Here is a 14,388-nt window from a genome sequence, read left to right on the forward strand (position 1 = left end):
TCGTCGGGAAGGGGCTCAGGTACGCGACGGCGGGCCTGACTCCTGAAGTGATGCACAGGTGGCGCAGCCCTGAGAAGAAGTTCACTCCTGGTTCACGCCCAGGCGGGGGAATGTCCAGGACGTAAGGCTGGGCTGGTCAGGCGTCCAGGGTGGGGCGCCCCGGCGCGACCGCACCGGATGGCACGAGACGAGCGACAACGGGGGAGGTGCGCGTGACCAGCACGAATGTGGCTGCGGCCACCTCCCGCAACACCCCGCCAACGCGTCCAGAACCCGCTCGCGGTGTCGCACGGATGCCGCGCTTCACCACGATCGCGGCCGTCGCGGCCGGCCTCTTCGCTTTCGTCGTGTCGTGGTGGGGATCGTGGGTGCCGTCGTTCTGGGGCGACGAGGCGGCGAGCATCATGTCGGCCGAGCGTCCGTGGGGTTCGCTGCTGCGCGAGCTCGGGCGAGTGGATGCCGTGCACGGCACCTACTACTCGCTCCTGCACGTGTGGATCGACTTCTTCGGAGCATCGCAGCTCTCCACTCGCCTGCCGAGCGCCATGGCCGTCGGCTTGGCGGCCGCGGGCGTCGTCGTTCTCGTCGCGCGATACGGCGGCCTGCGGTTGGGCATCCTCGCGGCCCTCGTCTTCGCCGTGCTGCCGCGGACCACCTACATGGCCACGGAGGTGCGCTCCTACGCACTCGGTACGGCGTGCGCGGTGTGGCTCGTCGTGCTGTTTCTACGGCTCGTCACGCGGCGAACCAGACGACTGCTGCCGTGGGTCGCGTTCGCGGTCGGTTACGCGGCATGCATCTACGTGTTCCTGTATCTCGCGCTGCTCGTGCTGCCGTTCGCGGCGCTGCTGCTGTGGGAATCCCGGGGTCGTCTGCGCGCAACCGTCCGGGCATTGACCCGGCCGCGTTCCACCGTGTCGCCGGACGTGGCCGCGCTTCGCGCCGTGATCGTGCGATGGATGCTCGCGACCCTGGGCGGAGTCATCCTCGCGTCGCCCCTTGAATACTTCGCGCTCAAGGAGCACGGCCAGATCAAGTTCCTCGGCAAGCATCCGGGCGTGACCTTCCTCACGTTCACCGTGAACCAGTGGTTCGACTACAGCTGGGGTGTGGCTGTGCTCGCCTGGGCGGCGCTCGCGGCGCTCGCCGTCGTCGGTCTCGTGGCGTGGCGGCGCAGGAGGCGCTCGGGAGTGCGAAGGATGCTGCGCACGGACCGCGCGCGCCTCCTGCTTTTGGCGGTCGCCTGGTTCGCGCTGCCGCCCCTCGCGCTGCTCGCGCTGAACGCCTTCATGCCCGCCTACACGGTTCGCTACGTCTCGTTCACCACGCCGGCACTGGCCATCCTGCTCGCGGTCGCGATCGACGGTGCGGCGCGGTGGGTGATCGCACGGCTGCCGAGAGGGCAGGCATCCGGTTCGGTCGTCAATCGGAGTGCGAGCGCGCTCGCGGCGTTCGCCTGCGTTGCACTCATCGCCGCGATCGCCACGCCGACCTACCTCGCCCAGCGCGGACCGTACGCCAAGAACGGCGGAAGCGACTGGGCAGACGTGGCGGCCGTCGTCCAGCAGCATGCCAAGCCTGGCGACGACATCGTCTTTGATGAGACGACGCGGCCATCGCGTCGTCCTCGACTGGCCATGCACCTCTATCCCCAGCAGTTCGCCGACGTCGTCGATGTGACGCTCGAGATCCCCTACGTCGATCGCGACGCGCTGTGGGACAAGGCGCACACCATTCCCGAGGTCGGCGCACGTATCGAATCCGGCAACGGCCGGGTATGGCTCGTGGAATACCGCGGGCCGGACAACGACGGCGTCGTGACCTCGACCGGCATGCGCGAGCGGATGGCCGACCTCCGCTCGCTCGGATTCGACCTTGTCAACAGCTATTCGCTGCACAGGGATGTCGTCTACCTTTTTACGAGAGGAGCAGCGTCGTGAACGTGGCCGTCATCATCCCGACCTACAACGAAGCGCAGAACATCGCGTGGATCGTGGGGCGGGTCAGGAACTCGGTGCCGCAGGCATCCGTGTTGATCGTCGACGACTCGTCGCCGGACGGCACAGGCGAGATCGCAGACGGCCTCGCCGCCGACGACGCCTCGGTGCACGTGCTGCACAGGGCCGGCAAGGAGGGCCTTGGTGCGGCGTACCGCGCCGGGATGCGCTGGGCGCTCGAGCACGGCCACGACGTGATCGTCGAGATGGATGCCGACGGCTCGCATCGCCCGGAAGAGCTTCAGCGGCTGCTCGATGGCCTGACCAAGGCAGACGTGGTCGTGGGTTCGCGCTGGGTGCCCGGCGGCGGCGTGAGCGGCTGGCCGCTCTGGCGCAAGGCGCTGTCGCGCGGTGGCAGCGCATACGCACGATTCGCGCTGGGTGTTCCGGTGCGCGACATGACGGGCGGATACCGCGCGTTCACCGGAGATGCACTGGCTCGCATCGACCTGGATGCCGTGCTCAGCCAGGGCTACTGCTTTCAGATCGACATGCTGTGGCACGCGCAGGTCGCGGGGCTGCGCATCCGCGAGGTCCCGATCACGTTCCCTGAACGTGAGCGGGGCAGCTCCAAGATGTCGGGTGGCATCGTGGTCGAGGCGATGCTTCGCGTCACGGGCTGGGCGATCGGTTCGCTGCCTGCGCGCATTCGCCGGGCGCTCCGCAAGGAGCCCGACGCGGTCGGCACCCGCTCCTGACGCTCACTGCTGGCATTGGCTCGATGCTCACCGCTGGCCTTGGCGTCGTGCTCACCGCTGGTTGAGTAGCGGCGCAGCCGCGTATCGAAACCGGGTGTGTGGGTGGGTGGGGTTTCGATACGCGCGCTTCGCGAGCTGCTCAACCCGCGGTGGGCGCGGAGTCGGGTCGCTTGGGGCAAGCTGAAACGAGCACAGTTCGAGGAGGAATTCATGGCTGAAGACCCGTACGAGCGGTTCGGATCCGTTCCGCAGTTCTCCGTGACCAGTGAGGACGTCGCGGACGGGCATCCGATCGCTGAACAGTTCCGCGCGAGCGGCGGCAACACGTCGCCGCAGCTGTCGTGGAGCGGCTTTCCAGATGGCGCCAAGAGCTTCGCGGTCACGATCCACGACCCGGATGCCCCCACCGGTTCCGGCTTCTGGCACTGGGCCGTCTACAACATTCCGGTGTCCGTGACCGCTCTGGAGCGCGGTGCGGGCGGCGCGGGTGGGTCGCTTCCCGGCGGTGCCGCCCAGCTGAAGAACGAGTTGCGACAGGTGGGCTACACCGGTGCCGAGCCGCCCCAGGGCACGGGCGTGCACAGGTACTTCGTCGTGGTGCACGCGGTCGACGTTGAGCGCCTCGACCTCGACCCCGAATCGACGCCTGCCGTGCTCGGGTTCAATCTGCACTTCCACACGCTGGCAAGAGCCGTGATCGTGCCGACCGCCTCGTACGACGACGCCGTGTAGCCGAGCCGTCAGCTCTTGTTGCCGGTGACCGCGAGCACGCCGCCGAGCCCGATGAGCATGACGCCTCCGGTGGCTGACAGCCGTTCCGCGCGCTTGGGCGATTTCGCGAACCAGCCCCTCGCGAGTCCGGCCAGGAGAGCCCACGTGCTGTCGGAGAGCAACGCGATCACGAAGAACACGAGTCCGAGCACCATCATCTGAAGCGGGATGCCGCCCGCCCGGAAGTTGACGAACTGCGGCAGCACCGCCACGAAGAAGACCAGCAGCTTGGGGTTGCTGATGCCGACGAGGAATCCCTCGCTGAGCATCCGCGTCGCCGATCGACGAGGACCCGACGCGATCGCGTCGATCGAGCCGTTCTTGCGGTGGCGAATGGCCTGGATGCCCAGATAGACGATGTAGAGCGCCCCGGCCAGCTTGATCACGGTGAACAGCACGACGGACTCGGCAACCACGAGCCCGAGCCCGAGCGCGACAGCGGCCACAATCGGGATGATGGCCAGCGCGTTGCCGAGCACGCTCAACATTCCGGCGCGGCGACCGAGCGCGATGGAGCGCCCGACGGCGAACAGCACGCTGGGGCCGGGGATGACGATGATGGCGAACGCCGCCAGGGCGAACGCGCCCAGGGTTGCGATGGACGGCATGCACCAACAATAGGGAGCGGCCACGAGGAAGGCCACCGTACCGGCACGGGCTCGTGCGTCGAGCCGGCTCCCGGGCATGACGCGCCCTAGGTTCGAATGCATGACTTCTCGTGAACCGGCATCCGTCGTGGCCGAAGCCCTCGAACTGTGCCCCGTCATCGACGGGCACAACGACTGGGCCTGGGAGAGCCGCCTGAGACGGGACTACTCGGTCGAGGGACTCGACGTCGTGCTCCCGAGCGACACGGACATTCCCCGGCTGCGCCGCGGCGGCGTCGGAGCTCAGTTCTGGTCGGTGTTCGTCGCCGACGACGACGCCGGGCCGGCTGCCGTGCAGGCCACGCTCGAGCAGATCGACTGGGTGCACCGGCTCGTGGCGAGGTACCCGGGCGATTTCGAACTCGCCCAGTCTGCTGCCGACATCGCCCACGCGCGCTCTCGGGGCCGCATCGCGTGCCTGCTCGGCGCCGAGGGCGGACACCAGTTGAACGATTCGCCCGCCGTGCTGCGGATGCTCGCCGCCCTGGGCGTGCGCTACCTCACTCTGACCCATCTGCGCACGTCGTCGTGGGCGGACTCCGCCACAGACGAGGCCGCGCACAACGGGCTCAGCGAACGTGGCAAGGCGTACGTGCGCGAGCTGAACCGCATAGGGATGCTCGTTGACCTCTCGCACGTGTCGCCCGCGACCATGCACGCGGCCCTCGACGTGGCATCCGCTCCGGTGATCTTCAGCCACAGCTCCGCGCGGGCGCTGGCCGACAACCCGCGCAACATCCCAGACGACGTGTTGGCGCGGCTGGCCGACAACGGCGGAGTCGCGATGATCACGTTCGTGCCGCAGTTTCTGCGTGAGGACTTCTGGCAGTGGTACGAGTCCGACCAGAGCGAGCCGATGCCGCCGGTCACGATCGCCGACGTCGCCGACCACGTGGAGCACGCGCGCGACGTGGCAGGCATCCGTCACATCGGCCTGGGCGGCGACTTCGACGGAACGGACATCTTTCCGCCGGGGCTCGAGGGTGTCGACGGCTACCCCGCGCTCCTCGAGGAGCTCGCGGTGCGGGGCTGGTCGAGCGCCGAGCTCGCACGACTCGCCGGCGCCAATGTGCTGCGCGTGCTCGCCGAGACGGATGCCGCCTTCGAGTCGGGCAGGCTCTCCCACCCGCCTGCCCTGACCTCGTAACGATCGGGGCTTCAGAAGGGCGAGGCGAAACGTCGCCGAAACGGTCCGGCTCTACGGTGGATGAATTCCCGCAACACGAAGAGAGAAGGCGCCCATGATCCGCTCTCACCGCCGCATCGCCGCCGCCGTGGTGATCGCAGCCAGCACCGCGATAGTGCTGGCCGGATGCTCGGGTGGCGGTGGTTCTGGAGGCAGCGGAAAGACGCTCGTCGTCGACAACTCGTTCGACCTGAAGACATCCGACCCGGCAAGGGCGTTCGAGCTCACGGGCTCGATCGTGGACCGGGTGCTGTATGACACCGTGCTCACCTTCAAGGGCGGCGACGTGACCAAGCCGGTGCCGTCGCTCATGTCGTACAAGGAGTCATCCGACGACAAGACGCTCACGCTCACCATGAACGGCAAGCACAGCTTCTCGAACGGTGATCCCGTCACGGTCGACGACGTCGTGTTCTCGCTCAAGCGCGTGCAGGGCATCGCAGGCAACCCGTCGTTCCTGCTCGACGGCGTCGCGGTGACGAAGAAGGACGACAAGACGGTTGTGCTCACGAGCCAGTCGGCGAACCCTGCGCTGCCGTTCATCCTGCCGAACCCGTCGCTGGGCATCGTGGACTCGAAGGTGCTGGCCAAGCACGGCGGCTCCACGTCGAAGTCCGACGGCGCGGAGTCCTTTCTGAACAAGACGTCGGCGGGCTCCGGGCCGTACATGCTGCAGTCGTACAGCGTGAACACCAAGGTCGTGTTCGCGCTCAACCCGCACTACGTGGGACCGAAGCCGGCGTACAGCAAGGTCGTGCTCGAGAACGTCGCGGGGCCGACGCAGAAGATCAACGTTCAGGCCGGCTCGACCCAGGTGGCACTGGACCTCAACGCCGACCAGGTGAATGGTCTCGGCAGCGGCAAGACCAAGGTGATAAAGGGCGTCTCGCCCGACGTCATCTACCTGTGGTTCAACCAGGATCCGGGCGTCTCCGGCGGCGTCACCGACAAGCAGGACTTCCTGACGGCCGTTCGCAAGGGCATCGACTACAGCAAGATGCTGTCGCTGTCCGGGCAGGGTGCGACGCAGCCGGGTGGCATGGTTCCTTCCCAGTTCCTGGGTGCGATCAAGCCGGACTCGACGGATGGCTACGACGCAACGGCGGCGAAGGCCGCCCTCGCAAAGAGCGGCTACTCGGGCCAGCCCGTGTCGTTCTCGTACCCCAACGACATCACCATCAACGGCCTGCAGATGGAGACGCTCGCCCAGGCGATCCAGTCGCAGCTCGCCGCGATCGGCCTCAAGATCACGCTCTCGCCTGCGCCGATCTCCACGTTCCTCGACGCGTACCGTGCCGGCAAGCTTCAGTCCGGCATCATGTACTGGGGCCCGGACTTCCCGGACCCCTCCGATTACCTGGTGTTCAACCCGGGCGGCGATCTCGGTCTTCGCGCAGGATGGAAGGCCGGCGCCGACCCGACGGTGACGGCGGCACAGCAGGCGGCGGAGGCTGCGAGCGGCAGCGCTCGCGCTGACGCATACGCGGCATGGCAGCGAGCGCAGAACGCGACCGGCCCGTTCGTGTCCGTCGTGCAGCCCGCCCAGTACGTCGTGACGTCGTCGAGCATCACGTCACTGCAACTGAACCCCGTGTGGACAGTTGACCTCGCTGCCATCAAGTAGCGACGTCGAGCAGGCGTCGGCCGGTGCACGCCGTGCCGGCCGGCGCCTTCGGCATCCGCTGCTTCGCTACATAGGCATCCGGTTCGGCATCAGCATCCTGCTGGTGGTGGGTGTCACGATCGTCACGTTCGTGCTCACGAACCTGGTGCCCGCCGACCCGGTGCAGGCGGCGCTCGGCGAGCGTGCGGCAGGAGACCCGAAGATCGTGGCGGCGTTCCGCCAGGCTCAGGGCCTCGACAAGCCCGTCGTCGTGCAGTACTTCATCTATCTGGGTCACCTGCTGCAGGGCAACCTGGGCACGTCCACGCAGACGCACAATCCCGTGACGCAAGACCTCGCCGTGGCGTTTCCGGCGACTGCCGAACTCGCGCTGTTCGTGATCGTGCTCTCGGTGATCATCGGCATCGGCCTCGGACTCATCGCTGCGCTCCGCCACAACCGGCTGACCGATCAGATCATCCGCGTGTTCAGCCTCGTCGGCATCTCGATCCCCACGTTCTGGCTCGCCGTCGCACTCTTCTTCGTGTTCTTCTACCTGCTCGGCTGGGCACCCGGTGCAGGCAGACTGGACGCCGCAACCACGCCACCGCCCACCGTCACCGGCATGTACACGGTGGATGCCCTGCTCGCCGGCCAGTTCGGCACCTTCGCGGATGCCCTGGCCCACCTCGTGCTTCCCGGCGTCGTTCTCACGCTGTACACGGTCGGGCTGCTCGTGCGGTTCTCCAGATCGGGCGTTCTCGACGTGCTGTCGCAGGACTACGTCAAGGCGGCGAGGGCAAAGGGGCTCTCCCCATCGGCCGTGGTGTTCCGGTACATCCTGCGCGGATCGCTGCTGCCTATCCTCACGATCGTCGGACTCGCGTTCGGTTCGCTGCTGTCTGGCACCGTGCTCACGGAGCAGGTGTTCGGCTGGGGTGGCCTCGGGCAATACGCCTACAAGGCCGCGACCACGCTCGACCTCCCGGCCGTGATGGGCGTGGGCATCGTGGTCGGAGTCGTGTACATCGCCATCAACTTCATCATCGACGTCGTGTACGGATTCATCGACCCGAGAGTGAGGGTGCAATGAGCGCCGACGCGGCACAGGCAACCGAGCCGGCGCAGGCATCCGACGGCCGACGGGTGCTGAAGACGCCGCCGTGGAAGCGGCGAAGGCGGCCACTGCTGGCTCGGCAGTGGCGCAGGCCGATGGCCATCGTCGGGGTGGCCGTGATCGTTCTCTGGTTGGTGATCGCGGTGTTCGCGCCGCTACTGGCGCCGTACGACCCGCTCGCTCAAGAGTTCCCGCGGCTCGCTCCGCCGAGCGGTGCACATTGGTTCGGCACGGATGTGCTTGGCCGCGACGTGCTCTCCCGCACGCTCTACGGGTCGCGCGTGTCGCTGCCGCTCTCGCTCATCCTGGTCGTCTCGTCGATGATCATCGGGTCGGTGCTCGGCGCCATCGCCGGGTACTTCGGCCGCGTGGTCGACGAGGTCATCATGCGCATCGCCGACCTCGTCTTCGCGTTCCCCACGATCATCCTCGCGATGATCGTGGCGGCATCCCTCGGCCCGAGCCTCACCAACGCCGTCGTCGCGCTGCTCGTGGTGTCGTGGCCCAACTACGCGCGCGTGATGCGCTCGCTCGTGCTCTCTGCGCGACGGCAGGAGTACGTGGTGGCCGGCCGGCTGCTCGGTGCCGGATCGTTCCGGTCGCTGTCGCGCGACGTGCTGCCCAACGTCGCGGCGCCCGTCTTCGTGCTCGCCACGCTGGACTTCGGCAACGCCATCCTGCTGCTGTCCGGCCTGTCGTTCCTCGGGCTGGGCGCCGTGCCGCCCACGCCGGAGTGGGGTGCCATGGTCGCCGACGGCGTGCAGCAGTTCAGCAGCTGGTGGCTCGCGGCATTCCCGGGCCTCGCCATCTTCACGGTCGTGGTCGCGTTCAACTTCGTGGGCGACGCCCTCCGAGATGCGCTCGACCCCCGCACCGCCGAGGCCGTATCGGAGGTGTCGATGTGAGCGAGACGGATGCCGGACGCGGGCTCTCGATCCGGGGCCTCACCCTCACGATCGCGACGAAACAGGCGAAGACGCCCATCCTGCGCGGGATCGACCTCGATGTGCCGATGGGAGCCGTGACCGGACTCGCCGGTGAATCCGGCTCGGGCAAGACGATGACGGGACTCGCCGTGTGCGGTCTGCAGCCCGCCGGCTCGATCGTGGGCGGAACCGTCGAGCTGAACTCCGAACGCATGCAGGTGGCCAACGTGCTGTCGCTGAGATCCCGGTCTCTGAATCGCGTGCGGGGAAGGGAGATCGCGGTGGTCTTCCAAGACCCGACAGCGAGCCTCCACCCCATGATCTCGATCGGCGGCCAGCTCACCGATCACATGCGCCATCATCTCGGGCTCTCGAAGAAGGATGCCCGCGACCGAGCCGTCGAATTGCTCTCCCGCGTGCGCGTGCCCGACCCGCGCGATGCGCTCGGCAAGTATCCACACCAGTTCTCCGGCGGTCAGCTTCAGCGCATCGCCATCGCTTCGGCCATCGCGTGCGACCCTGGCGTGCTCATCGCCGACGAGCCGACGACCGCGCTCGATGTCACCGTGCAGGCAGGTGTGCTGCGGCTGCTGCGCGAACTGTGCGACGACCTCGGCCTTGCCGTGCTGCTCGTGACGCACGATTTGGGCGTGATGTCCGCGGTGGCAGACACGATCGCCGTCATGCACAAGGGCCAGATCGTCGAGCACGGCGATCGGTACCAGGTGATCAGGGAGCCGCGCAGCGACTACACACGATCACTCATCGAGTCGCTCCCGCATACGCCACCACCGGGCGCGGGCTACGACGAGGAGGTGCCCGATGTCCGCTGATCTCGTGCTCGACGACATCGTCGTCAGCTACCGCCAGGCGGGCCGTGGCGAGTTACGTGCAGTCGACGGGGTGAGCCTCACGCTCGCGCCAGGAGAAGTGCTCGGACTCGTGGGGGAGTCGGGCTGCGGCAAGTCCACGCTCGCACGCGCGGTGTGCGGGCTGGAGCCGCTCGCGGGCGGAGGCATCCGGTTCGATGGGGAGCCCGTGTCGAAGCTCGGCCCGCGCGCGCGACCTGAGCGGCTGCGGCGCATCCAGATGGTGTTCCAGAACCCGTACGCGTCGTTGAACCCTCGCCGTCGGGTCGGCAGCCAGATCGAAGACGGTAGGCGTGCGGCCGGCCGGGACGCGCCATCCGTTCCGGAGCTGCTCGCCGACGTCGGGCTGGAGGCGGACGCCGCGCGCCGCTACCCGTACGAATTCTCCGGCGGGCAGCGGCAGCGCATCGCCATCGCCAGGGCACTCGCCGCGATGCCAGAGGTGCTGATCGGCGACGAGCCGATCGCGTCGCTCGATGCGTCGCTGCAGGCACGCATCGCGACCCTGATGCGCGACGCGGCGAGCAAACGCGGGGCATCCCTGCTGTTCATCAGCCACGACCTCTCGGTCGTGCGGATGATCGCGGACCGCATCGCCGTGATGAGTGCTGGCCGCATCGTGGAGTCGGGTACTGCCGAGGAGCTGTGGGCGCACCCGAAGGATGCCTACACGCGTCGCCTGCTCGCAGCCATCCCGATCGCGGACGGACTGGGCACACTGCCGCGGGTCTGAAGGCGCGCTGGCGAGGGGCGCCGCTCAGCCTCGGCCGCGAGCGGCTCGCCCATACGCCGGGACGGTAGGGTCGCGGGCCGTTCCGCGTCCGGTCCGCTCCTGTCGTGTTGCCGACGGCATGTAGCCTGCGCATATCGAACGGGAGAAGTCATGAAGCCGACCAGTGCTGCTCGACCTGCTGCCGGCATCCCCGCGCTATTCGTGATCGGTGGAGCTCTCCTCGGGGGCGCAGTGGTTGCAGGGTCGACCATGTGGATCGCGACGCTGTCGATGATGGCGCACCTGGGTCATCCTTCTCCACTGCCGACCCTGCCGGTCAAGGCCTATGCCGGCATCCCGTTCCCCGCGGCGGCGGTGCCCTCGGCGTTCGACGGCACACTCATGTTCGTCTTCTTGTCATTGGCCGGTCTTGGCCTGCTGTGCTTGGCAGCGGCCGTGATGCTTCGCGTACCTCGCACTCCCGCGGTCTGGCTCATCGTTCCGGGTGCGCTCGTTTCGCTCGCAGGTGTCATCGGCGCCATAGTCGCGAGGAGGGCCGCGGACATCGCTTCCTTCGTCGCCTCGCACGAGTATTCGAGGCTCGTCTCCGATCCCTCGAATCCCATTGGGCTCGCCTTCGACCCGGCATCGGCGCATCACGTCGGTGCGAACTACACGGGGTTCTGGACAGGGATGCTCGTCGTTGCAGTCGGCCTGCTGGTCGTGCTCGCCGGCGTCGTCACGGCGTTCGTCAAGCGCCGTCACCGTGTGGCCGGGTCTGCTTGACGCGCGACTTGCGAGAGAGGACCGGATCGAATGGGACGCAGCACATGGGCGAGGTTGGCGCTGATCCGAATCACCACGCCACCTTGCAGATCAGCGGCCTGTACGGGGGCTGAGTTCGAGACTGCTTGCCCGCGAGCATCCCAGCAGATCCAGCCCAACGGGGACTGGCACACTCCGGAGCGCGCTGTGCCCGGGTAGGTTCGATCGCGTGAACATCACGCACGTACGCACGCACCGAAGCGACGAGAACCTACCCCGTGAGGAGCAGCTGGCCTACAAGATCGCGCAGGTCGCCGCCGACGAGGTCGAGGTCACGCCCGAGGTGGCCGACATGGTGGTGAACCGGGTGATCGACAACGCGGCGGTCGCGGCGGCGTCGCTGCTCAGGCATCCGGTGGCCGCGGCTCGCGGTCAGGCGCTCGCGCATCCGGTCTCGGTCGGTGGCAGCGGTTCGAGCGTGTTCGGAACGGATGCCGCACGCCGCGTGAGCGTCGAATGGGCGGCTTGGGCGAACGGCGTGGCCGTGCGCGAGCTCGACTACCACGACACGTTCCTGGCCGCGGAGTACTCGCATCCGGGCGACAACATCCCTCCGGTCATCGCGGTCGCCCAGCACCTCGCGGTAGAGCGCGGCATCACCGGGCGCGACGTGGTGCGCGGCATCGCAACGGGCTACGAGATCCAGATCGATCTGTCGCGGTCGATCAGTCTGCACGCGCACAAGATCGACCACGTCGCGCACCTCGGTCCGTCGGCAGCCGCGGCGGTCGGCACGCTGCTCGGCCTCGAACCGGACATCATCTTCCACGCCATCGGACAGGCGTTGCACACCACGACCGCGACCAGGCAGTCGCGCAAGGGCGAAATCTCCAGCTGGAAGGCATTCGCCCCGGCCTTCGCCGGCAAGATGGCGATCGAATCGGTCGACCGGGCCATGCGCGGCGAGACCAGCCCCACCCCGATCTACGAGGGTGAGGACGGCGTCATCGCCTGGCTGCTCGACGGACCATCGGGCGGCTACGACGTAGCCTTGCCCGAAATAGGGGCACCGAAGCGTGCCATCCTCGACTCCTTCACCAAGGAGCACTCGGCCGAATACCAGGCGCAGGCCTGGATCGACCTTGCTCGCAAGCTGCACGGCGAGTATCCGCTCATCTTCGACGACCCGGAGCGCGTGGAGTCGATCGTGCTGCACACCTCCCACCACACGCACTACGTGATCGGCTCGGGCGCCAACGATCCGCAGAAGTACGAGCCGAACGCATCGCGCGAGACGCTCGACCACTCCATCCCGTACATCTTCACGGTCGCGCTGCAAGACGGACGCTGGGATCACGTCGGCTCGTACGCACCTGAGCGCGCCTCGAGGCCGGACACGGTGGCGTTGTGGCGCAAGGTGTCCACGCAGGAGGACGAGGAGTGGACCCGCCGTTACCACTCGAGCGATCCGCAGGAGCAGGCGTTCGGCGGCCGCGTCGAGGTGACGTTCACCGACGGGTCCCGCATCGTCGAGGAGATCGCCGTGGCGGATGCCCACCCGCAGGGCGCGCGCCCCTTCGGTCGCGACGACTACGTGAACAAGTTCCGCACGCTGGCGGGTGACGCGTTGGAGGCATCCGAGATCGAGCGGTTCCTGGATGTCGCGCAGCGGCTCCCCGAACTCACCCCCGAGGAGTTGCCTGGCCTGAGCTTCACCGCCCGCCACGGTCTGCTCGCCTCGGTGGACGTGCCGCGCGGGCTGTTCTGAGCCACGAGGGTTGAGTAGCGGCGCATCCGCGTTCTACCGAGGGTTGAGTAGCGGCGCAGCCGCGTATCGAAACCCGGTGGGTCGGCCTGGTTTCGATACGCCCGCTGCGGGCTACCTAACCGGCGGTGGGGCTCCTCAACCGGCGGTGGGGACGTGTCGCATCGAAATGGCAGACTGAACGGACCGGAGCGAAGGAGCACCATGAGCGAGCAGAACCCGGAGATCCACAAGGGTCTGGCCGGTGTCGTGGTCGACACGACCGCGATCTCCAGCGTCAACCCGGCGAGCAATTCGCTGCTGTACCGCGGGTATCCGGTGCAAGAGCTGGCGGCGAAGTGCTCGTTCGAGGAGGTTGCGTACCTGCTCTGGCACGGCGAACTCCCCGGCGAGGACGAGCTCCGCACGTTCGAGCAGCAGGAACGGGCGCAACGCTCGCTCGCGCCCAACGTGCGGCGCGCGATCGACGACATCCCGACATCCGCTCACCCGATGGACGTGCTGCGCACAGCTGTCAGTGTGATCGGAGCCGACGACGAGCACGGCGACTTCGGTGCGCTCGCCGACCCGTTCGAGGTGGTGTACCCCAAGGCGCTGCGGATGCTCGCGCAGCTGCCGGCGATCGTGGCGTACGACCAGCGACGCAGGCATGGCCTGGAGCTCGTGGAGCCGAACGACGAGCTCGACTACGCCAGCAACTTTCTGCACATGACGTTCGGCGAGGTGCCGGATGCCGTCGTGGTCGACGCGTTCCGCGTCTCGCTCATCCTGTACGCGGAGCACTCGTTCAATGCCTCCACGTTCACCGCCCGCGTCATTGCGTCCACCCTGTCGGATGTCTACAGCGCCGTGACCGGCGCGATCGGGGCGCTCAAGGGTCCGCTGCACGGCGGCGCGAACGAGGCGGTCATGGTGGCGTTCGAGGAGATCGGATCCGCCGACAAAGCCGAGCAGTGGCTCGACGACGCGCTGGCGAACAAGCGCAAGATCATGGGGTTCGGCCACCGCGTGTACAAGAACGGGGACTCGCGCGTTCCGACGATGAAGGCATCCCTCGATCGGCTCGTCGAGTACTACGACCGACCCGAGGTGCTCGACCTGTACGAGACGTTGGAGAAGGCGATGGATGCCCGCAAAGGCATCAAGCCGAATGTCGACTACACGAGCGGGCCGGCCTACAACCTGATGGGTTTCGACACGGAGACCTTCACGCCCATCTTCGCCGCGGCCCGCATTACCGGGTGGACGGCGCACGTCATCGAGCAGCTGAGCTCGAACTCGCTGATCCGCCCGCTGTCGCAGTACAACGGACCCGCCGAGCGGCACCTGTAG

General features: G+C 67.7%; 13 protein-coding genes. 12 read left to right on the forward strand and 1 reads right to left on the reverse strand.

The window, feature by feature from the left end:
* Positions 1-212: 212 nt before the first annotated feature.
* The 3 genes from ACO2Q7_RS11245 (at position 213) to ACO2Q7_RS11255 (ending at position 3,427) form a co-directional block, all read left to right on the forward strand.
* Positions 213-1,940 (forward strand): glycosyltransferase family 39 protein, encoded by a 1,728-nt coding sequence (locus ACO2Q7_RS11245; RefSeq protein ID WP_423355689.1) that lies wholly within the window; start codon positions 213-215, stop codon positions 1,938-1,940.
* Positions 1,937-2,695, forward strand: coding sequence for a polyprenol monophosphomannose synthase (locus tag ACO2Q7_RS11250; RefSeq protein WP_423355690.1), 759 nt, complete (start codon positions 1,937-1,939; stop codon positions 2,693-2,695). The genes ACO2Q7_RS11245 and ACO2Q7_RS11250 overlap by 4 nt, the downstream gene beginning before the upstream one ends.
* Positions 2,696-2,905: 210 nt before the next feature.
* Positions 2,906-3,427, forward strand: a complete 522-nt coding sequence (locus tag ACO2Q7_RS11255; protein ID WP_423355691.1) for a YbhB/YbcL family Raf kinase inhibitor-like protein — start codon at positions 2,906-2,908, stop codon at positions 3,425-3,427.
* A gap of 8 nt (positions 3,428-3,435) precedes the next feature.
* Here the strand turns inward: ACO2Q7_RS11255 and ACO2Q7_RS11260 are convergent, their stop codons facing one another.
* A complete protein-coding gene (locus ACO2Q7_RS11260) occupies positions 3,436-4,074 on the reverse strand; it encodes a LysE family translocator (protein ID WP_423355692.1) in 639 nt (212 codons plus the stop codon).
* A 100-nt stretch (positions 4,075-4,174) separates the two neighbouring features.
* Here ACO2Q7_RS11260 and ACO2Q7_RS11265 point away from each other — a divergent pair, with 100 nt between their 5' ends.
* The 9 genes from ACO2Q7_RS11265 to ACO2Q7_RS11305 all read left to right on the forward strand — a co-directional run bounded on the left by ACO2Q7_RS11265 (position 4,175) and on the right by ACO2Q7_RS11305 (position 14,388).
* Positions 4,175-5,260 carry a dipeptidase gene (locus ACO2Q7_RS11265; RefSeq protein WP_423355693.1) on the forward strand — a complete coding sequence of 362 codons (1,086 nt, stop codon included), beginning with the start codon at positions 4,175-4,177 and terminating at the stop codon, positions 5,258-5,260.
* A 94-nt stretch (positions 5,261-5,354) separates the two neighbouring features.
* Complete coding sequence (locus ACO2Q7_RS11270) at positions 5,355-6,923, forward strand: ABC transporter substrate-binding protein (RefSeq protein ID WP_423355694.1); 1,569 nt, start codon at positions 5,355-5,357, stop codon at positions 6,921-6,923.
* A complete protein-coding gene (locus ACO2Q7_RS11275) occupies positions 6,901-7,995 on the forward strand; it encodes an ABC transporter permease (protein WP_423355695.1) in 1,095 nt (364 codons plus the stop codon). Before ACO2Q7_RS11270 ends, ACO2Q7_RS11275 begins: the two co-directional genes overlap by 23 nt.
* Positions 7,992-8,924 (forward strand): ABC transporter permease, encoded by a 933-nt coding sequence (locus tag ACO2Q7_RS11280; RefSeq protein ID WP_423355696.1) that lies wholly within the window; start codon positions 7,992-7,994, stop codon positions 8,922-8,924. The genes ACO2Q7_RS11275 and ACO2Q7_RS11280 overlap by 4 nt, the downstream gene beginning before the upstream one ends.
* Positions 8,921-9,778: an ABC transporter ATP-binding protein gene (locus ACO2Q7_RS11285; RefSeq protein WP_423355697.1), complete on the forward strand. Its 858-nt coding sequence runs from the start codon at positions 8,921-8,923 to the stop codon at positions 9,776-9,778. The genes ACO2Q7_RS11280 and ACO2Q7_RS11285 overlap by 4 nt, the downstream gene beginning before the upstream one ends.
* Positions 9,768-10,547, forward strand: a complete 780-nt coding sequence (locus tag ACO2Q7_RS11290) for an ABC transporter ATP-binding protein (protein ID WP_423355698.1) — start codon at positions 9,768-9,770, stop codon at positions 10,545-10,547. Before ACO2Q7_RS11285 ends, ACO2Q7_RS11290 begins: the two co-directional genes overlap by 11 nt.
* Before the next feature lie 150 nt (positions 10,548-10,697).
* The gene (locus ACO2Q7_RS11295) at positions 10,698-11,312 is read left to right on the forward strand and encodes a hypothetical protein (protein ID WP_423355699.1); all 615 of its coding nucleotides are present in this window, start codon (positions 10,698-10,700) and stop codon (positions 11,310-11,312) included.
* 208 nt (positions 11,313-11,520) lie between these two features.
* Positions 11,521-13,059, forward strand: a complete 1,539-nt coding sequence (locus tag ACO2Q7_RS11300; protein ID WP_423355700.1) for an MmgE/PrpD family protein — start codon at positions 11,521-11,523, stop codon at positions 13,057-13,059.
* Between the two features lie 201 nt (positions 13,060-13,260).
* A complete protein-coding gene (locus ACO2Q7_RS11305) occupies positions 13,261-14,388 on the forward strand; it encodes a bifunctional 2-methylcitrate synthase/citrate synthase (protein ID WP_423355701.1) in 1,128 nt (375 codons plus the stop codon).

Source organism: Rathayibacter sp. KR2-224 (assembly GCF_049446075.1).
GTDB lineage: Bacteria > Actinomycetota > Actinomycetes > Actinomycetales > Microbacteriaceae > Humibacter.